Source organism: Burkholderia sp. BE17 (assembly GCF_009362305.1).
Lineage (GTDB): Bacteria > Pseudomonadota > Gammaproteobacteria > Burkholderiales > Burkholderiaceae > Burkholderia > Burkholderia pyrrocinia_C.
In genome coordinates this window covers 37,436-64,292 of record NZ_WHNU01000056.1, presented here as the reverse complement: position 1 = coordinate 64,292, position 26,857 = coordinate 37,436, and the positions used below count along the sequence as shown (strand labels likewise).

21 protein-coding genes and 1 pseudogene are annotated in these 26,857 nt (G+C 68.5%); 6 read left to right on the top strand and 16 right to left on the bottom strand.

Annotated features, from left to right (window positions below):
- The 4 genes and pseudogenes from GD429_RS35475 to GD429_RS35460 all read right to left on the bottom strand — a co-directional run.
- A pseudogene (locus GD429_RS35475) lies at positions 1-460 on the bottom strand (glutathione synthase); the annotation flags it as partial.
- 27 nt (positions 461-487) lie between these two features.
- Complete coding sequence (gene gshA, locus GD429_RS35470; protein ID WP_047899105.1) at positions 488-1,777, bottom strand: glutamate--cysteine ligase; 1,290 nt, start codon at positions 1,775-1,777, stop codon at positions 488-490.
- A 243-nt stretch (positions 1,778-2,020) separates the two neighbouring features.
- Positions 2,021-3,538 carry an ammonium transporter gene (locus tag GD429_RS35465; RefSeq protein ID WP_152864256.1) on the bottom strand — a complete coding sequence of 506 codons (1,518 nt, stop codon included), beginning with the start codon at positions 3,536-3,538 and terminating at the stop codon, positions 2,021-2,023.
- 37 nt (positions 3,539-3,575) lie between these two features.
- Positions 3,576-3,914 carry a P-II family nitrogen regulator gene (locus tag GD429_RS35460; RefSeq protein ID WP_006398175.1) on the bottom strand — a complete coding sequence of 113 codons (339 nt, stop codon included), beginning with the start codon at positions 3,912-3,914 and terminating at the stop codon, positions 3,576-3,578.
- A 355-nt stretch (positions 3,915-4,269) separates the two neighbouring features.
- On the opposite strand from GD429_RS35460, the gene GD429_RS35455 reads away from it, so the two are divergent.
- Both GD429_RS35455 and GD429_RS35450 read left to right on the top strand, forming a co-directional pair.
- On the top strand, positions 4,270-4,521 hold the full coding sequence (locus GD429_RS35455) for an accessory factor UbiK family protein (protein ID WP_006489451.1): 252 nt from the start codon (positions 4,270-4,272) through the stop codon (positions 4,519-4,521).
- A 307-nt stretch (positions 4,522-4,828) separates the two neighbouring features.
- Complete coding sequence (locus GD429_RS35450; RefSeq protein WP_152864254.1) at positions 4,829-6,433, top strand: YifB family Mg chelatase-like AAA ATPase; 1,605 nt, start codon at positions 4,829-4,831, stop codon at positions 6,431-6,433.
- Between the two features lie 333 nt (positions 6,434-6,766).
- Here GD429_RS35450 and GD429_RS35440 read toward each other — a convergent pair whose 3' ends face one another.
- Positions 6,767-7,339 carry a hypothetical protein gene (locus GD429_RS35440; protein ID WP_152864250.1) on the bottom strand — a complete coding sequence of 191 codons (573 nt, stop codon included), beginning with the start codon at positions 7,337-7,339 and terminating at the stop codon, positions 6,767-6,769.
- Between the two features lie 168 nt (positions 7,340-7,507).
- Between GD429_RS35440 and GD429_RS35435 the strand changes: the two genes are divergently transcribed.
- On the top strand, positions 7,508-8,044 hold the full coding sequence (locus GD429_RS35435) for a TlpA disulfide reductase family protein (protein ID WP_152864248.1): 537 nt from the start codon (positions 7,508-7,510) through the stop codon (positions 8,042-8,044).
- Between the two features lie 96 nt (positions 8,045-8,140).
- Here the strand turns inward: GD429_RS35435 and GD429_RS35430 are convergent, their stop codons facing one another.
- The 9 genes from GD429_RS35430 to GD429_RS35390 all read right to left on the bottom strand — a co-directional run bounded on the left by GD429_RS35430 (position 8,141) and on the right by GD429_RS35390 (position 21,267).
- A complete protein-coding gene (locus GD429_RS35430) occupies positions 8,141-9,496 on the bottom strand; it encodes a sigma-54-dependent transcriptional regulator (protein ID WP_034179129.1) in 1,356 nt (451 codons plus the stop codon).
- Positions 9,497-9,593: 97 nt separating this feature from the next.
- Positions 9,594-11,618 (bottom strand): sensor histidine kinase, encoded by a 2,025-nt coding sequence (locus tag GD429_RS35425; RefSeq protein ID WP_152864246.1) that lies wholly within the window; start codon positions 11,616-11,618, stop codon positions 9,594-9,596.
- Between the two features lie 4 nt (positions 11,619-11,622).
- Complete coding sequence (locus tag GD429_RS35420) at positions 11,623-12,912, bottom strand: dicarboxylate/amino acid:cation symporter (RefSeq protein ID WP_321575097.1); 1,290 nt, start codon at positions 12,910-12,912, stop codon at positions 11,623-11,625.
- A gap of 350 nt (positions 12,913-13,262) precedes the next feature.
- Entirely contained in the window at positions 13,263-14,948 is a 1,686-nt protein-coding gene (locus GD429_RS35415) for a cation acetate symporter (RefSeq protein ID WP_152864244.1), read from the bottom strand.
- Positions 14,949-14,959: 11 nt separating this feature from the next.
- Complete coding sequence (locus tag GD429_RS35410) at positions 14,960-15,265, bottom strand: DUF485 domain-containing protein (RefSeq protein ID WP_059233105.1); 306 nt, start codon at positions 15,263-15,265, stop codon at positions 14,960-14,962.
- A 238-nt stretch (positions 15,266-15,503) separates the two neighbouring features.
- On the bottom strand, positions 15,504-16,709 hold the full coding sequence (locus GD429_RS35405) for a CaiB/BaiF CoA transferase family protein (RefSeq protein ID WP_152864242.1): 1,206 nt from the start codon (positions 16,707-16,709) through the stop codon (positions 15,504-15,506).
- Between the two features lie 30 nt (positions 16,710-16,739).
- Positions 16,740-17,888 carry an acyl-CoA dehydrogenase family protein gene (locus tag GD429_RS35400; RefSeq protein ID WP_152864240.1) on the bottom strand — a complete coding sequence of 383 codons (1,149 nt, stop codon included), beginning with the start codon at positions 17,886-17,888 and terminating at the stop codon, positions 16,740-16,742.
- A 14-nt stretch (positions 17,889-17,902) separates the two neighbouring features.
- On the bottom strand, positions 17,903-19,111 hold the full coding sequence (locus GD429_RS35395; protein WP_152864238.1) for an acyl-CoA dehydrogenase family protein: 1,209 nt from the start codon (positions 19,109-19,111) through the stop codon (positions 17,903-17,905).
- A 29-nt stretch (positions 19,112-19,140) separates the two neighbouring features.
- Entirely contained in the window at positions 19,141-21,267 is a 2,127-nt protein-coding gene (locus GD429_RS35390; protein WP_152864236.1) for a 3-hydroxyacyl-CoA dehydrogenase NAD-binding domain-containing protein, read from the bottom strand.
- A gap of 155 nt (positions 21,268-21,422) precedes the next feature.
- Between GD429_RS35390 and GD429_RS35385 the strand changes: the two genes are divergently transcribed.
- The 3 genes from GD429_RS35385 (at position 21,423) to GD429_RS35375 (ending at position 25,030) form a co-directional block, all read left to right on the top strand.
- Positions 21,423-22,385 (top strand): LysR family transcriptional regulator, encoded by a 963-nt coding sequence (locus GD429_RS35385; RefSeq protein WP_047899118.1) that lies wholly within the window; start codon positions 21,423-21,425, stop codon positions 22,383-22,385.
- 71 nt (positions 22,386-22,456) lie between these two features.
- Positions 22,457-24,331: a gamma-glutamyltransferase gene (gene ggt, locus GD429_RS35380; protein WP_152864234.1), complete on the top strand. Its 1,875-nt coding sequence runs from the start codon at positions 22,457-22,459 to the stop codon at positions 24,329-24,331.
- 63 nt (positions 24,332-24,394) lie between these two features.
- Positions 24,395-25,030, top strand: a complete 636-nt coding sequence (locus tag GD429_RS35375) for a LysE family translocator (RefSeq protein ID WP_152864233.1) — start codon at positions 24,395-24,397, stop codon at positions 25,028-25,030.
- A 38-nt stretch (positions 25,031-25,068) separates the two neighbouring features.
- On the opposite strand, the gene GD429_RS35370 is transcribed toward GD429_RS35375, so the two are convergent.
- Positions 25,069-26,094, bottom strand: a complete 1,026-nt coding sequence (locus GD429_RS35370) for an ABC transporter permease subunit (protein ID WP_227791980.1) — start codon at positions 26,092-26,094, stop codon at positions 25,069-25,071.
- Positions 26,034-26,831: a taurine ABC transporter ATP-binding protein gene (locus GD429_RS35365; RefSeq protein WP_152864231.1), complete on the bottom strand. Its 798-nt coding sequence runs from the start codon at positions 26,829-26,831 to the stop codon at positions 26,034-26,036. Before GD429_RS35365 ends, GD429_RS35370 begins: the two co-directional genes overlap by 61 nt.
- Between the last annotated feature and the right edge of the window lie 26 nt (positions 26,832-26,857).

Sequence of the window (26,857 nt, the reverse complement as noted above, 5' to 3'; positions counted from 1 at the left end):
ACGCGCGCAACCGCGCGGCATCGCGCGTGACCAGCGTCGGCGCGACGAATTGCGGAAACTCGCCGATCGCCAGCTTCTCCGAATGGTCGCGGATCGACTGCGGCTTGTTGAACACGCGCGCGCCCGCGCGCTCGGCCAGTTCGAGCATCCACGTGGCCGTCACGTACTCCATGTCGAACGGCGGATCCTTGCGCATCAGCACCGCGCCGAACGACGTCATTTGACGGGATTCAAGCGCGGCCGCCTCGTACCACGGATGGCGATGCAGGTCGGCCGTATCGCCGACGATCGTCACGCGCTGCACGTCCGCCTCGACGCCCGACCCCGTCCACGCAAGCTGGTGCGGCTCGCACGTGTAGATCACGTGCCCGCGCCGCGCGGCCTCCGCCATCATCGCGTAGGTCGAATCCTTGTAGATCTTGAAGCGCTCGAGCGGGTCGGCGATAAAGAGAATATCCATGCGAATCCTGTGCGTAGCGAAGCCCGGTTACACCTGGATGGCTTCGGGATCGGTCTTTTCCAGTTCGATCGACGACGCGATCAGCGACAGCCGCGCGACGACGCCGTACATGTAGAAACGGTTCGGCGGCGCGGCGCCCGGCTTCGCGCCGGCATCCGGCAGCGCGGTGTGCTCGAAGCCGAGCGGCACGTAGTGCATGCCGGGCGCGTTCAGGTTCTGGTCGCGCTCGCGACCGCCGTGCGTGCGGTAGAAGCCGCCGACCACGTAGCGGTCGATCATGTACACGACGGGCTCGGCCACTTCGTCGCCGACGCGCTCGAACGTATAGACGCCTTCCTGCACGATCACGTCGCGCACCGCGAGGCCGGCCTTCGACTCGGCCATCTGCGCGCGCTCGGCCTTCGACATGCGGCCGATCTCGGCCGCGTCGTGCACGGTCATCACGCCGCGCCCCGCCGTGCCCGCGTCGGCCTTCACGACGACGAACGGCTTCTCGCTGATCCCGTATTCGCGGTACTTGCGCGCGATCTTCTTCAGCACGCCGTCGATCGCGTCGGCGAGCGCCTGCTCGCCTTCATGGCCCTGCCAGTCGACGCCTTCGACGTGCGCGAAATACGGATTCACCATCCATGGATCGACGCCGACCATCTTCGCGAACTTCTTCGCGACGTCGTCGTAGCACGAGAAGTGCGTCGACTTGCGGCGCACGGCCCAGCCCGCGTGCAGCGGTGGCAGCAGGTACTGCTCGTGCAGGTTTTCCAGCACGGCCGGGATGCCGGCCGACAGGTCGTTGTTCAGCAGGATCGAGCACGGATCGAAATTCTTCAGGCCGAGGCGGCGCTGCGAACGCTCGAGCGGTTCGAGCACGATCTTCTGGCCGTCGGCCAGCGTGATCGGCGTCATGTCGGTGATGCTCGGGTCGAGCGAGCCGAAGCGCACGTTCAGGCCGGCCTGGCGCATGATCGTCGCGAGGCGCGCGACGTTTTCCAGGTAGAACGCGTTGCGGGTCGGCAGCTCGGGAATCACGAGCAGGTTCTTCGCGTCCGGGCAGATCTTCTCGATCGCGGCCATCGCGGCCTGTACGGCGAGCGGCAGCACTTCGGACGGCAGATTGTTGAACGCGCCGGGGAACAGGTTCGCGTCGACGGGCGCCAGCTTGAAGCCGGCGTTGCGCAGGTCCACCGAACAATAGAACGGCGGGGTATGTTCCTGCCATTCGAGCCTGAACCAGCGTTCGATCGCAGGCGTCGCGTCGAGGATCTTCTGCTCGAGTTCGAGCAGCGGACCGTTCAACGCGGTAACGAGGTGGGGAACCATGAATCACTCGCGAGCGGGAGAATGAAGATTGTAGAGCAATTGCCCTGCCCATTTGGGGATTGTTCCCGGCTTCGCAAGGGTTTGGAGGAAGTTTTCGGCTATTGACCCGATAGCGCGAAGGGTTATGCGCTACGGCAGCAGGCGGCAGGAGAAAAAAAGCCCGCCGGGTGGGCGGGCCGAAGTCGCTGCGCTCATTCGTGGCGGGCGCCGTCGTCGCGGCGGCCCGCCGTGCATCCTTATGACTTATTCGACATGCTCGCCGTGCAGGATCACGTCGAGGCCTTCGCGCTCTTCCTCTTCGGACACGCGCAGGCCGATCGTCAGGTCGATCAGCTTCAGCAGCACGAAGCTCAGCACGCCGCTGTAGACCAGCGTGATCAGCACGCCCTTCGCCTGCAGCAGCAGGCTGCCGTCGGCGCCGCCGATGTCCTTGACCGCGAACACGCCCGTCAGCAGCGCGCCGAGAATCCCGCCCACGCCGTGCACGCCGAACGCGTCGAGCGAATCGTCGTAGCCGAGCTTCGACTTGAGCCACGTGGCCGACCAGAAGCAGATCACGCCCGCCGCGATGCCGATCACGAGCGCGCCCGCCACGCCGACGAAACCGGCAGCCGGCGTGATCGCCACGAGACCCGCGACCGCACCCGACACGATGCCGAGCACCGACGGCTTGCCCTTCGCGATCCATTCGGCAAACATCCAGCCGAGCGCCGCGCAGGCCGTCGCCACTTGCGTGGTCAGCATCGCGAAGCCGGCACGGCCGTCGGCCGCGACCGCGGAGCCCGCGTTGAAGCCGAACCAGCCGACCCACAGCATCGAGCCGCCGATCATCGTCAGCACGAGGTTGTGCGGCGCCATCGATTCGCGACCGTAGCCGACACGCTTGCCGAGCACCAGGCACGACACGAGGCCCGCGATACCGGCGTTGATGTGCACCACCGTGCCGCCCGCGAAGTCGAGCACGCCGTCGGCCGACAGCCAGCCGGTCGGCTCCCACACCATGTGCGCGATCGGCACATAGACGATCAGCGACCAGAGCGTCATGAACACGAGCATCGCCGAGAACTTCATCCGGTCGGCGAACGCACCGCAGATCAGCGCCGGCGTGATGATCGCGAACGTCATCTGGTAGACGAAGTAGACCGATTCCGGAATCGTCGTCGCCAGATGGCTGACGGTCAGCGTCGTCGCCTTGTCGCCCTTGATGTAGTTCATCCCGTGCAGGAACACGCGCGACAGGCCGCCGATGAAGCCGTTGCCCGGCGTGAACGCGAGGCTGTAGCCGACCACCGTCCACAGCACCGTGATCACCGCGGTGATCGCGAAGCTCTGCATCACGGTCGCGAGCACGTTCTTCTTGCGGACCATGCCCGCGTAGAACAGCGCGAGGCCGGGGATCGTCATGAACAGCACGAGCGCGGTGGACGTCAGCATCCACGCGGTGTCGCCGGCGCTGATCTTCGACGAATCGACGGAGAACGGTGCGGTCGGCGCGGCGGGTGCGGCCGGCGCGGACGCAGCGGCGGCGGCCGATGCGTCGGCGGCGGCGCCCGAAGCCGGTGCGGCGGCGGCCGCTGCGGCGGATGCGTCAGGCGCGGCGCTTGCCGTCGCGGCGGGTGCCGCGGCAGCCGATGCGTCGGAAGCCGTTGCGGCGGGCGCGGACGCAGCCGCGGCGGACGCCGCGTCGTCGGCGAGCGCGGGGCCGACGCCGGCCGCGATCAGCGAGCCGGCCATCAGCAGGGACATCAGAAGTTTGCGCATCTTGGGTTTCCTCTTGTCGCTTGTCTTGTCTGTTCTGTTACAGCGCGTCAGCGCCCGTCTCCCCGGTGCGAATCCGGATCACTTGTTCGATCGGCGTGACGAAGATCTTGCCGTCGCCGATCTTGCCGGTGCGCGCGGCCCGCTCGATCGCCTCGACCGCCTGGTCGACCAGATCGTCGGACACGGCCGCCTCGATCTTCATCTTCGGCAGGAAATCGACCACGTATTCGGCGCCGCGATACAGCTCGGTATGCCCCTTCTGGCGCCCGAACCCTTTCACCTCCGTCACCGTGATGCCGGAGACGCCGAGCGCCGACAGCGCTTCGCGCGTCTCATCGAGCTTGAACGGCTTGATGATTGCGGTAATGAGTTTCATGAAGTCCTCTCGCTGGGTTGTCCCGTCGAATTGGTTGGAATGTTGTAACGGACTCTTCTCAGCAACTCGCATGCCATGTTTGCCCGAGCACCATTTCGAAGGGCCCTGGAACGGGGTCGCATCCCGTGATGTAAGGTGCGGAAGCCCGGCCGAATGGCCAACGTGGCCCGGTTTGCTGGCGCGGCGAAAGGATCGTTGCTAGAGTGCACGCACGTCCCGGATCACCGGGGCATTCACCCATGCGGGCGCCATGCCCGGAATTCGCGCTCCGCGCGCACCATTTCCGGTCATGCGTGCATCATGGGCACGTACGCAACTGAAGATGCACAATTTTTGTGCAAGGAAGGGGAATCACATGAAACAACCCAGCGACGTTTTCAACGATCTGCAGTCGCGCGTCAGCGACCTGCTGAAAAACTCGCCGGCCAAGGACGTCGAGCGCAACGTGAAGGCCATGCTGTCGCAAGGCTTCTCGAAGCTCGATCTCGTCACGCGCGAGGAATTCGACACGCAGGCGCAGGTGCTTGCCCGCACCCGCGTGCGCCTCGAGGAACTCGAAAAGCGCGTCGCGGAACTCGAGCAGAAGCTCGCGGCGCCGCAGGCCTGACACCCGCCACCCGACCGCAAGGTCCGGGCGCGGGCCGCCTCGCGCGGCCCGCGCCCGCCGCCCCGAAGCCGTACCGCCGTTCTTCGTAGTCCGCCGTTCTTCGCAGCCCCCGCTCTTCGCAGTACTTCGTAGTTCGTCGTTCTTCGCAGCTCCCCGCTCTTCGCTGTTCATCGCTCTTCGCAGTCCGTCGTTCCGCAGTGCCTCGTTCTTTCCCCGCGCCACGCCGGCAAGCGCGCATCGATTCCTCCGATTCCCGCGGCATGCGGCCCCGAACGGCCGTCGCCCGTCTGTTTACAGGAGCCTCGCCATGTCGCTCGCCGTGGTGCGCAGTCGCGCGCCCGCATCCGGCCGCGCGCCGGACGTCACCGTCGAAGTCCATCTCGCCAACGGATTGCCGTCGTTCGCGATCGTCGGCCTGCCCGATCTCGAAGTCCGCGAAAGCCGCGAGCGCGTCCGCGCCGCGCTGCAGAACTGCGGCTTCGAATTCCCCGTGCGCCGGATCACCGTCAACCTCGCGCCGGCCGACCTGCCGAAGGAGTCGGGCCGGTTCGACCTGCCGATCGCGCTCGGCATCCTCGCGGCGAACGGCCAGATCCCGGCCGACGCGCTGGCCGGCCGCGAATTCGCCGGCGAGCTATCGCTGACCGGCGCGCTGCGGCCGATGCGCGGCGCGTTCGCGATGGCGTGCGGCGCGGCACGGGACTGGCGCGCGGGCGAAACCGGATCGGGCCTCGGTTCCGGCCCGGGCCCGGATCCGGTCGCCCTGTCCGGCTCTGCGGCAACGTCGCGGCCACCCGAGCTATACCTGCCGCTCGACAGCGCGGCCGAAGCGGCGCTCGTGCCGGGCGTCACCGTGTTCGGCGCACCCGACCTGCCCGCGCTGTGCGCGCACCTCGCCGATGCGCCCGACGGGCGGCTCGCACCGGTCGCGGCGCCCTGTCTCGACGGCCTGCCGGTACCGGCCGCGCCCGACCTCGCGGACGTGGTCGGCCAGCGCGGCGCCCGGCGCGCGCTGGAAGTCGCCGCCGCGGGTGGTCACCACATGCTGATGGTCGGGCCGCCGGGAGCCGGCAAGTCGATGCTGGCCGCGCGGCTGGCCGGCCTCCTGCCGCCGCTGACCGACGACGAGGCGCTGACGTCGGCCGCGCTCCTTTCCGCGAGCCGCATCGGCTTCTCGCCCGCGCAGTGGCGCCGGCGGCCGTTCCGCGCGCCGCATCACTCGTCGAGCGCCGCCGCGCTGGTCGGCGGCCGCAACCCGCCGCAACCTGGCGAAATCACGCTCGCGCACCTCGGCGTGCTGTTCCTCGACGAACTGCCGGAATTCGACCGGCACGTGCTCGAGATGCTGCGCGAGCCGCTGGAAGCCGGCCGCATCACGATCTCGCGCGCGGCGCAGCAAGCCGATTTCCCGGCCGCGTGCCAGCTGATCGCCGCGATGAACCCATGCCCGTGCGGCTGGCACGGCGATCCGTCCGGGCGCTGCCGCTGCACGCCGGACGTCGCCGCGCGCTACCTGCGCAAGCTGTCGGGGCCGCTCGTCGACCGCATCGACATCCAGATCGACCTGCCCGCGCTGTCGCCGGCCGAACTCGCGTCGCGTGCGTCGGCGCCCGGCGAGCCGAGCGCGGCGGTCGCCGCGCGGGTTGCGCAGGCGCGCGCGCTGCAGCTCGGCCGGCAGGGCAAGACGAATCACATGCTGAGCGGCCGCGAGACCGACGACCTGTGCCGGCCGACCGACGAAGGCGAGCGGCTGCTGCGCGAGGCCGGCGAGCGCTTCGGCTGGTCGGCGCGCGCGTATTTCCGCGTGCTGAAGGTCGCGCGGACGATCGCCGACCTGGCCGGCGACCCGCTGCCGACGGCCGCGCAGATCGCCGAGGCGATCCGCTATCGGCGCGTGCTTACATCGCTCTGAGCGCCCTCGGAGGACAAAATCCGGCTGTCAAGACTTGACTTATGCACAATTTCGCGAATCTGGCCCCGGATCACGACTCGCCGGGGCTCGTTCATCGCAAAATTCATATCTCTTTGTTTTTATTGAAATTTCCCAAAACGCCGACGAGCAGCGAAACGGGCCGGAGGGCCGCCCGGCGCGGCTCAGCGGGAAATCCGGCCGACTTTTCAACAAAGTTATCCACAAGCGCTGTGGATAGCCGAAAAACCCTCGCAAAATCCGGCGATTAGCGTCGAAAGCTGCGAATGAACTTTCAGTTGTCGCACAGTGTCCGAGCGCCGTCGCCGGCCGTCGTCAGTCGAGTTTGAACGAGCCGAAAAACTGGTCGAGCTGCTCCTGAGCGAGCGGCCCGTCGGCGATCGCGACGGCCTGGTACGCATGCCGGCCACGCGCGGCGAGCCGCGCGACGATCGTCTTGCGCGCGCGATCGCCGCCGGCGGCCGCGCCCGCGATGCGCAGCTCGAGCCCGTTCACCGCGCCGCCGGCCGCGAGCGGCACGGGCACCGAAGCCGTCTGCGGCGCGCCTTCAAGATTGCGCGACAGCCCGGCGCGCAGGAACTCGAGCGCCGCGCGGCGCGTGTCGTCGCGGTCGTCGGGCAGCGTCAGTGTGCCGACCGCGAACACCGCGCCGTCGACGTGCGCGGCCTGCATCCGCATCGGCATCGACGTGCCGCCGATCGCAACCGGCTGCTCCTCGACGGTCGGCTTCGCCGGCAGGTCGATCGTGTAGCCGGCGTCGTTGTGCAGCGTGCGCCAGTCGTACGACGGCGAGCACGCGGCCAGCGCGGCGCTCACGCAGGCGAGCGCGGCGAAGTGTCGCAGCGGACGAAAAAGGGGGCGCAACGAATCGATGACTTCCTTCGGCATGGCGTGGATCGGGCGGGCAAAAAGGGCCATTATCCGCCGAACGTGAAAACCGGGATGCGTGGCCACCGCCGGTGCGCGCACCGCATTCGCGCTAAAATAAGCGCCGAATTTCGACGTCCTTTGCATTGCATTGATCCGCGTCATCGACCGACTCCGAGAGCACCGCAGATGAACCCCACGCCTCCCGCCCGCCGCAGTGCCGGCCCCGTCCGCTACATCGTCGCGGCCGCCGTCGTCGCGGCCATCGCCGTAGCCGGCTTCTTCGCGTTCAACGGCAAGTCCAGCGTGCCGGACGCGACCTTCACGCTGCTGTCGGGCCAGAAGGTCTCGACCACCGGCGACCTGAAGGGCAAGGTCTATCTCGTGAACTTCTGGGCGACGAGCTGCGCGACCTGCATGCAGGAAATGCCGCAGATGGTCGATACCTATAATCGCTTCAAGGGTCAGGGGCTGGAATTCGTCGCGGTCGCGATGAACTACGATCCGCCGATGTACGTCGCGAACTACGCGCAGACGCGCCAGTTGCCGTTCAAGGTCGCGCTCGACGACGGCAGCGTCGCGAAGCAGTTCGGCAACGTGCAGCTCACGCCGACGACCTTCGTCGTCGACAAGAACGGCAAGATCCTGAAGCGCTACGTCGGCGCACCGCAGTTCGCGGAACTCGACGCGCTGCTCAAGAAGGCGCTCGACAGCAACGCGGCCTGAGCGCCGGCTGATCCGGATCGAAGGGCCGCGCGCAGCGCCCTTCTCCCAAGACGGACCGCACGACCGGCTATCCCGGCTCCACGGTCCGTTTGCTTTTCAGCGCTCGGTTTCGCCTTTCGCCGACAGCCCGTAGCGCTTCATCTTCTCGTACAGCGTCGCCTTGCCGACATGCAGCCGGTCGGCCGTCGCGGCGACCGCGCCGCCCGTCTGGTTCAGCGCCTCGGCGATCACCGCGCGCTCGAACTGCTCGATGCGCTCCTTCAGCGTCTGCTCGTTGTCGGCAGCGTCGCCGCCCGCGCCCGTTTCCTGCGGCATGTCGGCCACGCCGAGCACGAAACGGTCGGCCGCGTTGTGCAGCTCGCGCACGTTGCCGGGCCAGTCGCGCTGCATCAGGCTCGCGCGCTGCCGGTCGGTCAGCACGGGTGCGGGCCGCCCGTAGCGCACGGCCGCATCGAGCATGAAGTGCTCGAACAGCGGCACGATGTCCTCGCGGCGCTCGGCGAGCGGCGGCAGTGCGATCGTCACGACGTTGAGCCGGTACAGCAGGTCGCGCCGGAACGTGCCGGCCGCGACGAGCTCGCTCATGTCGCCCTTCGCGGCCGCGACGACGCGGCAGTTCACGCGGATCGGCTGGTTCGAGCCGAGCCGCTCCAGCACGCCGTCCTGCAGCACGCGCAGCAGCTTCACCTGCAGCGCGAGCGGCATGCTTTCGATTTCGTCGAGGAACAGCGTGCCGCCGGACGCGTATTCGAGCTTGCCGACGCGCCGCTTCGCGGCGCCGGTAAACGCGCCGGGCTCGTAGCCGAACATCTCCGACTCGAACATCGGCTCGGGCAGCGCGCCGCAATTCACCGCGATGAACGGCTTGTCGCGGCGCGGCGACAGCTCGTGGAGGCTGCGCGCGATCAGTTCCTTGCCGGCGCCGGTGTCGCCGTTGATCAGCACCGACGCGTCGGTGGGCGCGACATTCGCGATCAGCTTGCGCACCTGCTCGATCGCGGGGCTGCGGCCGATGATGCGCGGCGCGACGACGTTCTGCCCGGCCAGCTCGCGCCGCAGCGCATGGTTCTCGAGCACGAGCTCGCGCCGTTCGAGCGCGCGGCGCACCGTCTCGATCAGGCGCTCGGCCGCGAACGGCTTTTCGATGAAGTCGTACGCGCCGTCGCGCATCGCCTGCACGGCCATCGAGATGTCGCCGTGCCCGGTGACGAGGATCACGGGCACGTCGGGCACGCGCTCGCGGCACTGCGCGAGCACGTCGAGCCCGCTTGCGCCGGGCAGCCGGATGTCGCTGACGATCGCGCCGGCCGTGTCCGCGACGATCGCCTTCTCGGCCGCTTCGGCCGACTCGAAGCCGGCGACGTCGAAGCCCGCCAGCTGGAGGCTCTGTACGCTCGCCCGGCGAACGAGCGCATCGTCTTCGATATAGATCACTTGCAGCCGGTTGGCCATCGTACTCACTTGCTCCTGACGGGCCGCGCGGCGCTATCGTGCGCGCGGCGGCGTTGATGCCGGTCGTTCGCCGACCGGGCCTGCGGCGGGCGCTTGCTCAATGCGAGCCCGCCGGCTCGGACACCGAGTCCGGATGATGCGTGCGTGCGCGCCGCAGCGTCAAGACGAACAGCGCGCCGCCCGACGGCGCGTTGCGCGCGGTCAGCGCACCGCCCGCGTCGCTCGCGATCGACGACGAGATCGCGAGGCCGAGCCCGAGCCCGCGCCCCATTTCCTTGGTCGTGAAGAACGGCTCGAACAGGCGCGGCAACAGGTCGGGCGCGATGCCGGGGCCGTTGTCGCGCACCTCGACCGCGAGCGTCGCGGCCGACACCGCGATCGTCACTTCGATCGCGGGCGCCGCGATGCCCGCAACCGCGTCGAGCGCGTTGCCGAGCAGGTTGATCAGCACCTGCTCGAGGCGCAGGTCCTCGCAACGCGCAACGAGCTCGGGATAGTCGCGCGCCAGATCGAGCGGTGCGTCCTGCGGGGACTTCCGTTGGTCGTCGTGCGCGGGCGATACGGTCGAGTCCCGCAACGTCAGCGTCAGCGCGACGCCGCGCAGGCGATCGCCGAGCAGCGACAGCACGCTGCGCAGCGCGCGCACGACGAGCGCCCGCTCGTTGCGCGGCTTCGCGCGGCCGACGAACAGCTTCAACTGGTTGGTGATCTTGCCCATCCGCTCGGTGAGCGCGGCGATCGCCTCGAGGTTCTCGCGCGCGGCCGCCTGCTCGCCGCGATCGAGCAGCACGCGCGTGTTGTCCGAGAAGCTGCGCAGCGCCGCGAGCGGCTGGTTCAGTTCGTGCGTGATGCCGGCCGCCATCTGGCCGAGCGCGGCGAGCTTGCTCGCCTGGATCAGTTCGTCGTGCGCGGCGCGCAACTCCTGCTCCGCGCGGATCCGGTCGCCGACTTCCTTCTGCAATTGCTCGTTCGCTTCCGACAGATCGGCCGTACGCTCCTCGACACGCCGGTTCAGCTCCGCGTACGCCTGCTGCAACAACGCGCGGCCGCGGATCATTTCGCGCACGCGCGCGCGGCGCATCCGCCAATAGAACGCGAGCAGCGCGACCGACACGAAACCAAAGCCCGTGACGATCGTCGCGTTGCGCGCATCGGCGTCGACCGGCGCGATCGGTGCGAGCGTGACGAGCAGCCAGTCGGGCTCGCCGATCCGGCGCTTGCTGGCCAGGAAACGCGGCGCGCGCAGGCCCGCGCCGAGGCGCACGATCTCCGCATCGGCGCCGAGCGTCTGCTCGACGCGCAGCGGCAGCGGCGTGACGGGTTGCTGCGCGTACTGGCGCGTCTCGTAGATCGACGCGGCAACGGGCCCCGTCAACGGCCGTAGCGTGTGGTACTTCCACGCGGGCACCGACGACAGGAACACGACGCCGTGATCGTCCACGACGACGAGCGGCTCGGACGCATCGGCGCCCTGGAACCATTCGAGATTGAGCTTCACGACGACGACGCCCGCGATCTTGCCGTCGCGCCACACGGGCTGCGAGATGTAGTAGCCGGGATCGCGCGAGATCGTGCCGATCCCGAAGAAGCGGCCGACCTGGCCGTTCATCGCGTCGAGGAAATAAGGGCGGAAACGGTATTCGATCCCGACGAAGCTGTCGGGCGCGCGCCAGTTGCTGGCGGCGACGCACAGGCCGTCCGCGCCGATCACGTAGGTGACAGTCGCGTGCGCGTGTTCGTTGAGATCTTCGAGATAGCGGTTGACGCGCGCGGTGTAGTCGCCGCGCTTCGGCTCGGCGAGCAGATCCTGCACATACGGATGACTGCCGAGCAGATAAGGCAGCGATTCGTAGCGGTCGAGCGTGCTCTTGAGCGCGTTGGTGGTGCGGTCGACGCGCACCGCGGCGTTGCGCTGCAGCTCGGCGACGCCGCGTTGCCAGGTAATCGTCCACGTCAGCGCGCACGCCGCGACGAGCGCGGCGGCAAGCACGACGAGGATGAGCAGGCGGCGCTTCACGGTCGAGGCTTCCTGGCGATGCGGATCGCCTATTGTGTCATAGGCCTCCGGATTGTCGCCGCGTGCCGCGCCGCCGGCGGGCGGTGCCGCCGCCTGCTCCTTCATGATGTCAAACGCCGGCCGTCTCGGTCGCCGAGACCTCGCCGCCGCCCTTCAGCGCCTGGCTCAGCTTGGTGCGGTCGAGCTCCTTCTCCCAGGCCGACACGACGACCGTCGCGACGCCGTTGCCGACGATGTTGGTCAGCGCGCGGCATTCGCTCATGAAGCGGTCGATGCCGAGGATCAGCACCATGCCCGACAGCGGGATCGTCGGCACGACGGCCAGCGTCGCGGCGAGCGTGATGAAGCCCGCGCCCGTCACGCCGCTCGCGCCCTTCGACGTCAGCATCGCGACCGCCAGCAGCGTGAGCTGCTGCATCCACGTCAGTTCGATGTTGGTCGCCTGCGCGATGAACAGCACGGCCATCGTCATGTAGATGTTGGTGCCGTCGAGGTTGAACGAATAGCCGGTCGGCACGACGAGGCCGACGACCGAACGCGAGCAGCCGGCCTTCTCGAGCTTTTCCATCAGCTGCGGCAGCGCGGCTTCCGACGAGCTCGTGCCGAGCACGATCAGCAGCTCTTCCTTGATGTAGGACACGAAGCGGATGATCGAGAAGCCCGTGAAGCGTGCGATCGCGCCGAGCACGACGAGCACGAACACGACCGACGTCAGGTAGAACGTGCCGATCAGCTTGAGCAGCGGCACCAGCGAGCCGACGCCGTACTTGCCGATCGTGAACGCCATCGCGCCGAACGCGCCGATCGGTGCCAGCTTCGTGACGATGTGCACGATGCCGAACAGCACGCGCGTGAGCCCGTCGATGAAGTCGGTGACGACCTTGCCGCGCTCGCCGAGGTGCGCGAGCACGCTGCCGAACAGCAGCGCGATCAGCAGGATCTGCAGGATTTCGCCCTGCGCGAACGCATCGACCATCGTGTTCGGGATGATGTGCATCAGGAAGTCGACCGTCGACTGCCCGTGCGCCTTCGCCGCGTACGACGCGACTTCCTTGCCGTTCAGCGTCGCCGGATCGATGTTGAAGCCGACGCCCGGACGCAGGATGTGCGTGGCCGCGAGGCCGAGCAGCAGCGCGAAGGTCGACACGATCTCGAAGTACAGCAGCGCCTTGCCGCCGACGCGGCCCACCTTCTTCATGTCCTCCATGCCGGCGATGCCGGTGACGACCGTACAGAAGATGATCGGACCGATCACCATCTTGATCAGCTTGATGAACCCGTCGCCGAGCGGCTTCATGTCGGTGGCGAGCGCCGGGTAGTAGTGGCCGAGGATCACGCCGACGATGATGGCGAAGATCACCTGCACATAGAGCACTTTGTAGAAGGGTTTCTTCTTCACGATGGTTCCTGCTGAAGTAGATGAGCCGGTGGAAACGGCGTCACGCGCGCGGACGAATGTCAGGGGAGTCACTCGCCCGCGCGGCTGCCGTGCCGCAACAAGCGATGCCTCAAGACATCCGGAGGGGGAGGAAGGCAGTGGTCATCGATTGTCTCCTTGGTTTAATAGTCAGGCCGAGTGGGCGGCCATGCGTTTTATATCGCAAGGTCGATGCCAGCTTTCCGCAACCCCTCAAACCGTTGTTTTCATTGAATTTCTCATAATGCGGCAGGCAAGGAAATCCGGGATTCCGGATTTCCGGAAAATATCCGTCCGGCGATCCGGACGGATTGGCACTTTGATCAGACGAATCAGTGCTGCACGGCCTCGCCGGCCAGCAGGCCCGTCTGCGCGTAGAACTCCTGCTGCGCGAACGCGTCGCGCTCGCGCCGCGCGCGCTCGCCGCGATCCGCGAGCGAGCCGACGACGATCCCGATGAACGCGAGCGGCACCGACACGAGCGCCGGGTTGTCGAGGAACACCGGCGCGTGCGCGTGGTGCAGCACGTCGACCCACACCGATTTCGACAGCACCGTGAGCGCCACTGCCGACACGAGGCCGAGGCCGCCGCCGAGCACCGCGCCGCGCGTCGTCATCCCGCGCCAGAAGATCGACATCGCGAGCACCGGGAAATTCGCGCTCGCGGCCACCGCCGCGACGAGCCCGACCATGAACGCGACGTTCACGTGCTCGAACAGGATCGACAACCCGATCGCCACCGCCGACAGCCCGATCGTCGCCGCACGCGAGATGCGCATCTCCAGACGCTCGTCGGGCTTGCCGCGCGCCCACATCTGCGCATACAGGTCGTGCGAGATCGTCGTCGCGCCGGCGAGCGTCAGGCCCGCGACCACCGCGAGGATCGTCGCGAACGTGACGGCCGCGATAAAGCCGTAGAACCAGTTCCCGCCGACCGCCTGCGCGAGCTTCACCGCGACCATGTTCGAGCCGCCGAGCAGGTCGTGCGTCAGGTTGAACGTGCCGTTCGCGCCGAGCTTGAAGAATTCCGGATGCTGCGCGAGCAGCACGATCGCCGAGAAGCCGATCACGAAGGTCAGCAGGTAGAAGTAGCCGATGAAGCCGGTCGCGTAGAGCACCGACTTGCGCGCCTCCTTCGCGTTCGGCACCGTGAAGAAGCGCATCAGGATGTGCGGGAAGCCAGCGGTGCCGAACATCAGCGCGATGCCGAGCGACAGCGCGTTGGCCGGATCGCGGATCAGCTTGCCGGGCCCCATGATGCCGAGCGCGCCCGGATGCACGGCCACCGCGCGGCGGAACATCTCGTCGACGCTGAAGCCGAATTCGCCGAGCGCGAGCAACACGAGCAGCGTCGCGCCGCACAGCAGCAGCACGGCCTTGATCACCTGCACCCAGGTGGTCGCCGTCATCCCGCCGAAGAACACGTAGACGACCATCAGCACGCCGACGATCAGCTCCGCCGTGCCGTACGACAGCCCGAACAGCAGCTGGATCAGCTTGCCCGCGCCGACCATCTGCACGACGAGGTACAGCACGACGATCGTCAGCGCGTTCGCGGAGGTCAGCAGCCGGATCGGCCGCTGCGCGAAGCGGTACGCGACGACGTCGACGAACGTGAACTTGCCGAGGTTGCGCAGCGGTTCGGCGATCAGGAACATCACGAACGGCCAGCCGACCAGAAAGCCGATCGAGTAGATGAGCCCGTCGAAGCCGAACATGAACACCATCCCGGACAGCCCGAGGAACGACGCGGCCGACATGTAGTCGCCCGCGATCGCGAGGCCGTTCTGCAGCCCGGTGATGCCGCCGCCGGCCGTGTAGAAGTCGCGCGTCGAGCGCGTGCGGCGCGCGGCCCAGCGCGTGAGCGCGAGCGTCGCGAACACGAACGCGAAGAACATCCCGATCGCGACCGGGTTCAGCTCGACCTTGTCGGGCATCGGGCCCGCGACCGATACCGCATGGGCGGCGGAGGAAACGAGAGAGGCAAGCGCGCCGAGCGCGATCGATGTGCGTCGCATGTCGGCCTCCGTTACGAACGCTGCAGGATCGCGTCGACCCGGCGGTCGAACGCACGATTCGCGCGCAGCACGTAGCACGCGGTCAGGCCGATCGCGACCAGGATGATCGCGACGCCCACGGCGATCCCGACCGTCGTCGTCGCGCCGCGATACAGCGGCGCCGCGAGCACGTGCGGCGCGAGCGCGACTAGCAGGATGAAGCCGTAGTAGGTCGCGATCATCAGCGCCGTCAGCGTGAAGCTGAAGCGGCGCCGCGCGCGCACGAGTTGCTGGTAGTCGCGGCGCGCCGTGACCGATTCGATGACGGAAAGCTCCATGTTGTCTCCTATGTGGACCGGAGTTGGCGCTTTGGCGCTTACTCTGGTCCCATGCTTCGCGGTCGACCGGAATCGGCGCTTTAGCGCTTGCTCCGGTCCCATGCTTCGCGATCGACCGGAATCGGCGCTCGAGCGCCGCCCCCAGTCCCCGCAGGGCCCCTCGTCGTTTCGCGAGGGTTGTCTTGTGGATGGTCGGCGCGTCAATCGATCCGCCCGCGCCGCGGCGGTAAAAAACGCGTTACACGATGCGATCCGCACGCAGCCGCGCAACCTCGTCGGCCGACATCCCGAGCCAGCCGCCGAGCACCGCATCCGTATCCGCGCCCAGCACCGGCGGCGCGCCGCGCACCGGCAGCCGCGCGCCGTCGAAACGATACGGCGGCGCGAGCACGTCGACACCGCCCGCGACCGGATGCGGCTGCCGCGTGACGAGCCCCGCGCTGGTCGCGCGCTCGGACCGCAGCGCTTCGTGCAGCCCGAGCACTTCGCCGCACGGAATGCCTGCATCGGCGAGCGCCGCAAGCAGCGTCGCGCGCGATCGGCGCGCGAGTTCGCGGCGAAGCTCGGGCAGCAAATCGGCCCGGTTTTCGGAGCGTCCGAGGTTGGTCTTGTAGCGCGCGTCAGCCGCGAGATCGGGCCGCTCGATCGCATCGCAGAAGCGCGCGAACTGCGTGTTGTTGCCGACGGTGATCACGAGCGGGCCGTCGGCCGCATCGAACACGCCGTACGGCACGATCGACGGATGCGCGTTGCCGTAGCGCGGCGGGTCCTCGCCCATCAGCAGCGCGTCGAGCCCGTAGTACGCGGTGATCATCAGCCCGCAGTCGAACAGCGCCATCTCGATGCGCCGCCCGCGCCCGGTCGCATGGCGCTCGTAGAGCGCGGCGAGGATCGCCTGCGCCGAATACATGCCGGTGAACAGGTCGACCGCCGCGACGCCGAACTTCAGCGGCGGCTGGCCGGCCTCGCCGTTCAGCGCCATCAGCCCGGCCTCGCCCTGCACGACGAGGTCGTAGCCGGGCCGCGCGGCCTCGGCGCCCGAACGGTCGTAGCCGGAAATCGCGCAGTGCACGAGGCGCGGGTTCAGTTCGGCCAGCGCGTCGTAGCCGAGGCCGAGCCTTTCCGCGCCGCCGAACTTGAAGTTGTGGACCAGCACGTCGACCTGCGCGGCCAGCTCGCGCGCGACGCGCTGCCCGTCTTCGGTCTGCAAGTCCAGGCAGATCGAGCGCTTGCTGCGATTCACGCTGTTGAAATACGTAGTCTCGGTGTCGCCGATCCGCAGCCCCCAGTCACGCGTGTCGTCACCGCGCGCCGGATGCTCGACCTTGATCACCTCCGCGCCGAAATCGGCGAGCACCATCGCACACCATGGGCCCGCGAGCACGCGCGAGAAATCGAGCACCCTCACGCCGGCCAGCGGCAATGCGCGCGGTTCGTTCGTCATTCTTGTCTCCTCCATTCGCGTTGTCCGCTTTTACTGTTTCGACAGCGCGATATAGCGCGCGAGATGGTGATCCTCGTCGCCGAGCTGGTGATCGATCATCACGAGGCGTTTCGCGTAATGCGACAGCGGCAGCTCCCACGTCATCCCGATCCCGCCGTGCAACTGGATGCTCTCCTCGGCGACGAGCGTGCCGATCCGGCCGATGCTGTATTTCGCCGCCGCGAGCGCGCGTTCGCGCACCGCGCGCGGCGCATCGAGCTGCGCGGCCGCGTTGATCACGGCCGAACGCGCCTGCTCGACTTCGAGCAGCAGGTCGGCCATCCGGTGCTGCAGCGCCTGGAAGCTGCCGATCGGCAATCCGAACTGCTTGCGCGTGCGCAGGTAGTCGAGCGTGTGTTCCTTCGCGACGTCCATCGCGCCGAGCGCTTCCGCCGACAGCGCGAGCAGCCCGTAGCCGAGCACGCGTTCGAGCAGCGCCGCGCCCGCTTCGCCGTCGCGCTCGACGTCCGGATCGCCGAGCGCGGCATCGGCCGGCAGCGCGACGCGATCGAACCGCACCTCGGCCGCGCGGCCGCCGTCGATTTTCCGGTAGTCGCGCAGCGATACGCCCGGCGCATCGGCCGGCACGACGAACAGGCCGATGCCGGCCGCATCGTCGTCGTGGCCCGACACGCGCGCGCTGACGACGAAGAACGCCGCCTGCGCGGCCTGGTCGACGACGCCCTTCGCGCCCGTCAGCACCCAGCCGTCGCCCGAGCGTTCGGCACGCGTGCGCACGGTCGTCAGTTCATAGTGCGAGCCCGGCTCGTCGTGCGCGAACGCGGCGCTCGCGCTGCCGTCGATCAGCGCCGCGAGCTTGTCGCGATGCGCATCGCCGCCGGCGAGCGACAACGCGCGGCCGGCCAGCAATGCGCCGAGAAACGGCTCGACGACGAGCCCGCGCCCGAGGCATTCGAACACCACCGCGATATCGAAACCCGCGCCGCCGAAGCCGCCGTCGGCTTCGGAAAACAACGCGCCGACCGTGCCGAGCTCGGCAAAGCGCTGCCACATCGCGCGATCGAAGCCTTCGGCCGACTGCGCGATGCGATCGCGCACCGGGAACGCGTACTGTTCGGCGATGAAGCGGTTCAACGTGTCCGCCAGCATCCGGCGGTCTTCTGTGTGCTGGAAATCCATCGTCGCGCTCCTCGTTACAGCCCAAGCATCATCTTCGCGATGATGTTCTTCTGGATCTCGTTCGAGCCGCCGAAGATCGACAGCTTGCGGTTGTTGAAGTACTGCTGCGCGGCGCTCGCGGCGTCGTCCGGGCCGACCGGTTCGCCGTCGTAATCGGCATCGAGCGCCTCGTCGATGAACGGCTGCGCGTACGGCCCCATCGCGCGCCGCATCAGCGACGTGATCTCCTGGCGGATCTGCGTGCCGCGGATCTTCAGCATCGAGCTTTCCGCGCCCGGCGCGCCGCCGCCCGCGACCGCGGCCAGCACGCGCAGGTTGGTCGTGCGCATGTTCTCGAGCTCGATCTCGACGCGTGCGACGCGCGCCGCGAAGAACGGATCGTCCGCGAGCGGCCGGCCGTTCTTCGTCACCTTCGCGGCCACCGCGCGCAGCCGGTCGAGCGCGGCCGTCGAGAAGCCGATCCCGGCGATGTTGGTGCGCTCGTACGTGAGCAGGAATTTCGCGTAGGTCCAGCCGCGGTTCTCCTCGCCGACGAGGTTTTCCGCCGGCACGCGCACGTCGGTGAAGAACACCTCGTTCACCTCGTGCTCGCCATCGAACGTGATGATCGGGCGCACGTCGACGCCCGGCGTGTTCATGTCGATCAGCAGGAAGCTGATGCCTTCCTGCTTGCGCACGTCGGTCGCGGTGCGCACGAGGCAGAAGATCATGTTCGCGTAGTGGCCGAGCGTGGTCCACGTCTTCTGGCCGTTCACGATGTAGTGCTCGCCCTGCGCGTCAACGCCGCGCACCGCGCTCGTCTTCACCGCCGCGAGATCGGAACCGGCGCCGGGTTCCGAGTAGCCCTGGCACCACCAGTCGGTGCCGTCGAGGATGCGCGGCAGCCAGTGGCGCTTTTGCGCTTCGTTGCCGTACTTGATCAGCACGGGGCCGAGCATGTTCACGCCGAACGGCACGATGCGCGGCGCACCGGCGAGCGCGCATTCGTTGTCGAACAGGAACTTCTGCGCGACGCTCCAGCCGGGGCCGCCGTATTCGCGCGGCCAGTGGCTCGCGAGCCAGCCGCGCGCGTTGAGGATCGCATGCCATTCGCGCATGTCGTCGCGCGTGAGGTGCAGGCCGCCCTTCACCTTGCGCGCGATGCGCTCGGGCAGTTCGGCTTGCAGGAAGCGCTGCACTTCCGTGCGGAAGGCTTCCTCTTCGGGAGTGAAATCGAGGTCCATCTTCGGTCCGTTGCGAATGCGGTTGGCGTTCAGTCGATGCGGTTCAGGCTCGCGAAATCCGCGCCGCGCGCGACGAGTTCGACGATCAGCGGCGACGGCTTCCAGAACAGCGGATCTTCCTTCGCGAACGCGCGGATATCGGCGAGCACGTTCGCGAGGCCGACCGTGTCCGCGTAGTGCATCGGGCCGCCGCGATAGCGCGGGAAACCGTAGCCGTACAGGAACACCGCGTCGACATCGAGCGGGCGCAGCGCGATCTTTTCGTGCACGACATTCGCGCCTTCGTTGATCATCGCTGCGAGGTAGCGGCGCAGGATCTCGTCGTCGGTGAACGTGCGCGGCGTGACACCCTTCTTCGCGCGTTCTGCCGCGACGATCGTTTCGACTTCCGGGTCCGGCGTGCCGGCGCGCGCGCCGTCCGGATACAGGTAGTAGCCGCGCGACGTCTTCTGCCCGAACCAGCCGCGCTCGCACAGCCGGTCGGAAATCTCCACGTAGCGCGCGCGCGGATCGCGCGTTGCCGCGCGGCGCTTGCGGGTCGCCCAGCCGATGTCGCCGCCCGCGAGATCGACCACCTGGAACGGTCCCATCGGGAAGCCGAATTCGCGCACCGCGCGATCGATCTGGTACGGCGACGCGCCGTCTTCCATCAGGTAGTCGGCCGCCGTGCGATAGACGGCGAGGATCCGGTTGCCGATGAAGCCGTCGCATACGCCCGCGCGCACCGGCGTCTTCTTCAACTGCTTGGCGAGCGCGAACGCGGTCGCGACGACATCCGCGCCGACGCGTGCCGGCACGACGATCTCGAGCAGCTTCATCACGTTGGCCGGCGAGAAGAAATGCAGGCCGATCACGTCGGCCGGCCGGTCGATGCTCGCGGCCAGTTCGTCGATGTCGAGATACGACGTGTTGGTCGCGAGCACCGCACCCGGCTTGCAGACGCGCGCGAGCTCGGCGAACACGGCCTTCTTCACCGTCATGTCCTCGAACACGGCCTCGATCACGACGTCGGCCTGCGCGAGCGCGTCGTACGACGTGCTGCCCTTGAAGCGCGCGAGCCGCGCCGCGTACGCGGCCGGCGTCATCCGCCCTTTCGCGACGAGGCCGTCGTACACCTTCTCGACGTGCGCGCGGCCGCGCGCGAGCGACGCTTCGTCGCGTTCGATCATCGTCACCGGCAGCCCGGCGTCGAGTGCCGCGACCGCGATGCCCGCGCCCATCGTGCCGCCGCCGACCACGCCGATCCGCTCGACCGGCCGCGCGCTCGCGCGCCGCGCCTCGGGCGCCTTCGCCGCTTCGCGCTCCGCGAAGAACGCATGCACGAGGCCCGCGCGCTGCGGGCTGTCGATGCACTGCAGGAACAGGCTGCGTTCGAACGCCATCCCCGCGTCGAACGACTGCGTGAGCGCGGCCTCGACCGCATCGACGATCTTCGCCGGCGAGAACAGACCGCGCGACTTCTTCGGCAGTTCCGCGCGCGTTGCGTCGATCGCGGCCTGCGCGGCCGCGCGATCGGCGAGCCCCTGCGCATCGCGCGTGCGGCGTGCCAGCGCGCCGAGCGACACGAGTTCCTGCGCATAGGCAAGGCCTTCGGCGAGCGTGTCGTCGCTGTGCGCGACGCGATCGACGAGGCCGAGCGCGAGCGCTTCGTCCGCGCTCGCGTGGCGGCCCGTCAGCATCAGGTCGAGCGCGGCCTTCGCGCCGATCAGGCGCGGCGCGCGCTGCGTGCCGCCCGCGCCGGGCAGCAGGCCGAGCGTGACTTCGGGCAGCCCGAGCTTCGCGCCGGGCACCGCGAGCCGGTAATGCGCGGCCAGCGCGACTTCGAGGCCGCCGCCGAGCGTCGCGCCGTGCAGCGCGACCACGACCGGCTTCGCGCTGGACTCGATCCGCTCGCACACGTCGGGCAGCGACGGCGGCACCGGCGGCTTGCCGAATTCGCGGATGTCGGCGCCCGCGATGAAGTTGCGGCCGGCGCCGACGATCAGCACCGCGCGGATCGCGTCGTCGGCCTGTGCGGCGTCGAGCGCGTCGGCGAGACCGCGCCGCACGTCGGCCGACAGCGCGTTGACGGGCGGATGGTCGATCGTGACGACGAGCACCTTGTCGCGCCGCTCGCGCGTGACCGTGCCGGCTTGGGGTGTGGTGGGTGAATTCATGGTGTCTCCTGTCCTGTCATATGCACCAGACATGCACCGATTCTCGATTGATCGAGATTCATTGACAATTCCCTCTCGCCTTTACAAGCTGTCAAGTCTGACTTGACACTGATTGCTTTCCGACCGTTAAACGGGACGGATCAGGAGCGAAACGCATGGACCTGAACGCGCTGACGCTGCTCGTCGAGATCCTCGACGCCGGCAATCTCAGCAAGGCCGCGCAACGGCTCAAGATGAGCCGCGCGAACGTCAGCTACCGGCTGAACCAGCTCGAGCGCTCGATCGGCCAGCAGCTCGTGCGGCGCACGACGCGGCGCATCGAGCCGACCGAGATCGGGCTGAAGCTGTACGAACACGGCCGGCGCATCCGCAACGAGCTGCTCGCCGCGGAGGAATCGGTGACGACGCTCGGCCAGGACCTGCAGGGCCGCGTGCGGCTGTCGGTGCCGAGCGGCTATGGGCAGATGGTGATGTCCGAATGGCTGCTCGCGTTCAAGCGGCTGCACCCGGGCATCGTGCTCGACGTCGTGTTCGAGAACCGCGTGGAAGACCTGATGCGCGACGAGATCGACATCGCGGTGCGCGTGATGCCCGAGCCACCGCAGAACCTCGTCGCGCGCGACATGGGCGCGGTGCGCTACGTCGCGTGCGCGTCGGCCGCATTCGCAGCCGCGCACGGGATGCCCGCGAGCCTCGGCGCGCTGGCCGCCGCGCCGGTCGTCACCGCGACGGTGATGGGCCGCCAGCTCAGGATCGCCGCGTATCTCGGCGACGAGCGGCACGAGGTGCTGCTCGAGCCCACGCTGATTTCGGAGAACTTCCTGTTCCTGCGCCAGGCGATCCTCGCGGGGATCGGCGTCGGCATCGTGCCCGACTACGTGATGCAGGACGACATGCGGCGCGGCGCCGTCGTCACGTCGCTCGACGCGTATCGGCTCAGCATCTTCGGCACGCACATGTACATGCTCTACATGCCGAACCGGCACCACACGCGCGCGACGTCGACGTTCATAGAGTTCATCCTCGAACAGGCCGGAAAGACCGGCCGGGGCGGGCCCGGCGGGATGCGTCAGGGTTTCCTGTCGGGTGACAATCCGCCGGCCGCGCGGCGACAATAGCGCGCCGGGGCGCGCAGCCCCGTTGCGCCCGCACCATCGCTTCATTCGAATTCACTGCTGCCGAGGGTTCAATGTTCGACCGGATTCGTCCGCATTCGCGTCCCTGGACGCTGCTCGCCGCCGTCGCGCTCGTCGCTCTCAACGCCGGCTGCACGTCCCCGTCCGCGCCGTCGGGCGCCGTCGTCCCGGTTGCCGCCGCGTCGGACGCAGCCGTGCCGCTGCCCGGCATCCATGCACCCGAACTGTCGTCCGGCTGGGTCGACAAGCCGGGCTGGACTTCGCAGCACAGCATGATCGCGGCCGCGAACCCGCTCGCGACGCAGGCCGGCTACGAGATGCTGAAGGCCGGCGGCACCGCGATCGACGCCGCGATCGCGACGCAGATGGTGCTCGCGCTCGTCGAGCCGCAATCGTCGGGGATCGGCGGCGGCGCGTTCATGCTGTACTTCGACGGCAACGCGACGCAGGCGTACGACGGCCGCGAAACCGCGCCGGCCGCCGCAACCGACCGCCTGTTCTACGGGCCGACCGGCCAGCCGATGGGCTTCTACGAAGGTGTCGTCGGCGGGCGCTCGGTCGGCACGCCGGGCGTGCTGCGCATGCTCGACGCCGCGCACCGCGCACACGGCAAGCTGCCGTGGCGCCGGCTGTTCCAGCCCGCGATCCGGCTCGCCGAGCACGGCTTCACGATCAGCCCGCGGCTCGCGACGCTGATCGCAAACGACAAGTACCTGAAGAACGACCCGGTCGCGCGTGCGTACTTCTACAACCCGGACGGCTCGCCGAAGGCGGCCGGCACGGTGCTGAAGAACCCCGCGCTCGCGACCGTGCTGCGCCAGGTCGCCGACCGCGGCGCGAACGCGTTCTACACCGGCGCGATCGCGCGCGACATCGTCACCAAGGTGCGCAAGCACCCGACCAATCCGGGCCTGCTGTCGCTCCAGGACCTCGCGCGCTACAAGGCGAAGGCGCGCACGCCGCTGTGCGCCGACTACCGGCGCTCGGTCGTCTGCGGGATGCCGCCGCCGTCGTCGGGCGGCCTCGCGATCGCGCAGATGCTCGGCATCCTCGAGGCGATGCCCGACTGGCAGCAGATCGGCGCGCAGAAGCCGGTGCGCAACGACGTCGGCTACGAGCCGACGCCGTTCGCCGCGCACCTGTTCAGCGAAGCCGGGCGCCTCGCGTATGCGGACCGCGCGCGCTATGTCGCCGATCCCGATTTCGTGCCGCTGCCGGGCGGCAACTGGGCAAGCCTCACCGACAGGACCTACCTCGCGCAGCGCGCGCGGCTGATCGGCGACAGCAGCATGGGCGTCGCGCAGGCCGGCGCGCCGCAGGGCGCGACGCTCGCGATGGCCGACGATCGCAGCCCCGAATTGCCTTCGACGTCCGACATCGCGATCGTCGATCGCTACGGCCAGGCGCTGTCGATGACGACGAGCATCGAGGATGCGTTCGGCTCCCGGCTGATGGTGCGCGGCTTCATGCTGAACAACCAGCTCACCGATTTCTCGTTCGTGTCGAACGACAACGGCCGGCCGGTCGCGAACCGCGTGCAGCCCGGCAAGCGGCCGCGTTCGGCGATGTCGCCGGAGCTCGTGTTCGACAAGAGGACGAAGCAGGTGACGATGATCGTCGGCTCGGCCGGCGGCCCCGCGATCATCAATCACGTCGCGAAGACGCTGGTCGGCGTGCTCGCCTGGGGCATGACGATGCAGCAGGCGATCGCGCTGCCGAACTTCGGGTCGATGAACGGGCCGACGCAGCTCGAGCGCGGCCGCGTGTCGGACGCGCTCGCCGACGGGCTGAAGGGCCGCGGGCACGACGTGCAGGTCGTCGAGATGAACTCGGGGCTGCAGGGGATCCAGCGGCTGAACGTGCAGGGGCAGACCGTGTGGTTCGGCGGCGCGGACCCGCGGCGTGAAGGCGTTGCGATGGGGGAGTGACGCCGGCAGGCTGGCGCCTCGATCTCGCGTAGACTGGCCCCTCTGCACTCGAGGAGCCGCGGCATGAATTCGACGACACTTGTGCTGTATGTCATCACCGTATCCGCCGTCACGGTCACGCCCGGCCCGACGATGTTGCTGGCGCTGAACAACGGCGCCACACGCGGCATGCGCATCGCGGCTTACGGCATCGCCGGAGCCGCGCTGTCCGACCTGATTCTGATCGGCGCGCTCGGATGTGGGCTCGGCGCACTCATGCAAGCGTCGGAACACCTGTTCGTCATGCTGAAGTGGGCGGGCGCCGCGTACCTGCTCTACCTCGCCTGGGCGCTCTGGCGTGCCCCGACATCCCTGCCGTCGGCCGACGCCGTGCAAGCGGACGGTGCACGCGACGGCCGCTCCGCATTCAAACGCTCGCTGCTTGTCGCACTGTCAAATCCGAAAGGCTTGCTGTTCTTTTCGGCATTCCTGCCGCAGTTTATCCAGCCCCAATCGAACGTCGCGGCCCAGTACGCGACGCTGGCGATTCTGACGGCTACGATCGACGTTCTGTTGATGGGAGTTTACGCGGCGAGTGGCTATCACGCGATGAAGGTCATGTCCGACAGAGCGCTGAAATGGCTCAATCGCGGCTGCGCCGGCATGCTTGCCGGGCTGGCGGTTGCCCTCAGCCTCTATCGACGCGGCACCGCGACCTGACGCGACGACGACGCTCGTCGCGTCGCAACAACCCTCATTCACCCCCGCCCCTTCCACGGCACCACCCGCCGCTCGACCCACCGCATCGCGAGATCGAACAGCCACGCGATCGCGCCGATGATCAGGATCCCCATCACGACGATGTCGGTGCGCAGGAAGCTCGATGCGTTCAGCACCATCTGCCCGAGCCCGGCCGTCGCGGCGACCATCTCGGCCGCGACGAGCGTGGTCCAACCGAAACCGATCGCGATCCGCAGCCCGGTGAGAATTTCCGGCAGCGCGGCCGGCAGCACCACGTGGCGCACGATCTGCGCGAAGCTGCCGCCGAGCGAATACGCGGCGTTGATCTGCTCGACCGTCGCCGCGCGCACGCCGGCACGCGCGGCCATCGCGATCGGCGCGAAGCAGGCGAGGAAGATCACGACAAGCTTCGCCGTCTCGTCGATGCCGAACCAGATCACGACGAGCGGCAGGTACGCGAGCGGCGGCAGCGGCCGGTAGAACTCCAGCAGCGGATCGAGCACGCCGCGCGCGACGCGGCTCACGCCCATCAGGATGCCGGCCGGCACGCCGATCGCGGTCGCAAGCAGGAATGCGCCGAACACGCGCGCGGCACTCCACAGCAGATGCTCGGACAGCGGCAGGCCGCCCTGGATGCGGCCGTGCCACGCGTCGACGAAGGCCGTCCACACGGCTTCCGGCGCGGGCAGGAACAACGGCGGCAGCCACTGCCGATGCGTCGCGACCCACCACAGCACGGCCAGCGCAGCGACCGTCGCCGCGCTCAGCCCTGCGGTCTTTCCCTGACCCGGCAAGCGGTAACGGTGCGACGCGCGCGCGGGGCGCGCCGCCGCGGGACGCCGCGTCGCGTGTTCGTCCTGCTCTAAACCCGCGGCCGTGCGATCGGCCGCCCACGAATCCTGCGTGCTCATGCTGTCCTGCCTGTGCAAAATACTGTTCCGGCCGCGCCCGACGGCCACGCCCTGCCGCGCGAGCTCGCGCGTCACGCGGCTTCCCCGACGGCTTCGTCGCGATGCAGATATGCGATCAGCCGCTCTCGCCATCCGATGAAATCGGGCGACGACTTCACCGCACGCGCATCGCGCGATTCGACGTAGCGGCGCGCGAACGGCAGTTCGAAGGTTTCGGCGATCCGGCCGGGGCCCGGCGTCATCACGACGAGACGCGTCGCGAGGAACAGCGCTTCCTCGACATCGTGCGTGATGAAGAACACCGTCTTGCCGGTGCGTGCCCACACGTCGAGCACGAGCGCCTGCATCGTGCCGCGCGTCATCGCGTCGAGCGCGCCCATCGGCTCGTCCATCAGCAGCACGCGCGGGTCGCTCGCGAGCGCACGCGCGATGCCGACACGCTGCTGCATCCCGCCCGACAGCTCGTACACGCGCGCATGCGCATGCTTGTCGAGCCCGACCAGCGTGAGCATCTCCCGCGCCCGCGCTTCGCGTTCGGCCTTCGACACACGCGCGAAGCGCAGCCCGAGCGCGACGTTGTCGAGCACGTCGAGCCACGGCAACAGCGCGTATTTCTGGAACACGACGCCGCGATCGGCGCCGGGGCCCGTGACCGGCACGCCGTCGACGCGCACGTCGCCGGTCGTCGGCGCGACGAAGCCGGCCATGCAGTTCAGCAGCGTCGTCTTTCCGCACCCGGACGCGCCGAGCGCGACGACGAATTCACCGGCATCGATGCGCAGGTCGACGCGCGCGAGCGCCTGCGTCGTCGGCCGACCGCGCTCGCCCGGATAGGCAACCGATACCTGACGAACTTCCAGCGTGCTCATGATCGAGGGCTCCGCGATAGATCACC

Bases quoted from the DNA above. Each gene is read 5' to 3' on its own strand.
- ggt (WP_152864234.1), top strand. From the start codon at position 22,457: ATGTTCGACCGGATTCGTCCGCATTCGCGTCCCTGGACGCTGCTCGCC.
- GD429_RS35430 (WP_034179129.1), bottom strand. From the start codon at position 9,496: ATGGCCAACCGGCTGCAAGTGATCTATATCGAAGACGATGCGCTCGTT.
- GD429_RS35435 (WP_152864248.1), top strand. From the start codon at position 7,508: ATGAACCCCACGCCTCCCGCCCGCCGCAGTGCCGGCCCCGTCCGCTAC.
- GD429_RS35440 (WP_152864250.1), bottom strand. From the start codon at position 7,339: ATGCCGAAGGAAGTCATCGATTCGTTGCGCCCCCTTTTTCGTCCGCTG.
- GD429_RS35455 (WP_006489451.1), top strand. From the start codon at position 4,270: ATGAAACAACCCAGCGACGTTTTCAACGATCTGCAGTCGCGCGTCAGC.
- GD429_RS35385 (WP_047899118.1), top strand. From the start codon at position 21,423: ATGGACCTGAACGCGCTGACGCTGCTCGTCGAGATCCTCGACGCCGGC.
- GD429_RS35390 (WP_152864236.1), bottom strand. From the start codon at position 21,267: ATGAATTCACCCACCACACCCCAAGCCGGCACGGTCACGCGCGAGCGG.
- GD429_RS35415 (WP_152864244.1), bottom strand. From the start codon at position 14,948: ATGCGACGCACATCGATCGCGCTCGGCGCGCTTGCCTCTCTCGTTTCC.
- GD429_RS35410 (WP_059233105.1), bottom strand. From the start codon at position 15,265: ATGGAGCTTTCCGTCATCGAATCGGTCACGGCGCGCCGCGACTACCAG.
- GD429_RS35450 (WP_152864254.1), top strand. From the start codon at position 4,829: ATGTCGCTCGCCGTGGTGCGCAGTCGCGCGCCCGCATCCGGCCGCGCG.
- GD429_RS35425 (WP_152864246.1), bottom strand. From the start codon at position 11,618: ATGAAGGAGCAGGCGGCGGCACCGCCCGCCGGCGGCGCGGCACGCGGC.
- GD429_RS35400 (WP_152864240.1), bottom strand. From the start codon at position 17,888: ATGGATTTCCAGCACACAGAAGACCGCCGGATGCTGGCGGACACGTTG.
- GD429_RS35395 (WP_152864238.1), bottom strand. From the start codon at position 19,111: ATGGACCTCGATTTCACTCCCGAAGAGGAAGCCTTCCGCACGGAAGTG.
- GD429_RS35375 (WP_152864233.1), top strand. From the start codon at position 24,395: ATGAATTCGACGACACTTGTGCTGTATGTCATCACCGTATCCGCCGTC.
- GD429_RS35460 (WP_006398175.1), bottom strand. From the start codon at position 3,914: ATGAAACTCATTACCGCAATCATCAAGCCGTTCAAGCTCGATGAGACG.
- GD429_RS35405 (WP_152864242.1), bottom strand. From the start codon at position 16,709: ATGACGAACGAACCGCGCGCATTGCCGCTGGCCGGCGTGAGGGTGCTC.
- GD429_RS35465 (WP_152864256.1), bottom strand. From the start codon at position 3,538: ATGCGCAAACTTCTGATGTCCCTGCTGATGGCCGGCTCGCTGATCGCG.
- GD429_RS35365 (WP_152864231.1), bottom strand. From the start codon at position 26,831: ATGAGCACGCTGGAAGTTCGTCAGGTATCGGTTGCCTATCCGGGCGAG.
- GD429_RS35370 (WP_227791980.1), bottom strand. From the start codon at position 26,094: ATGGCGAGAGCGGCTGATCGCATATCTGCATCGCGACGAAGCCGTCGG.
- gshA (WP_047899105.1), bottom strand. From the start codon at position 1,777: ATGGTTCCCCACCTCGTTACCGCGTTGAACGGTCCGCTGCTCGAACTC.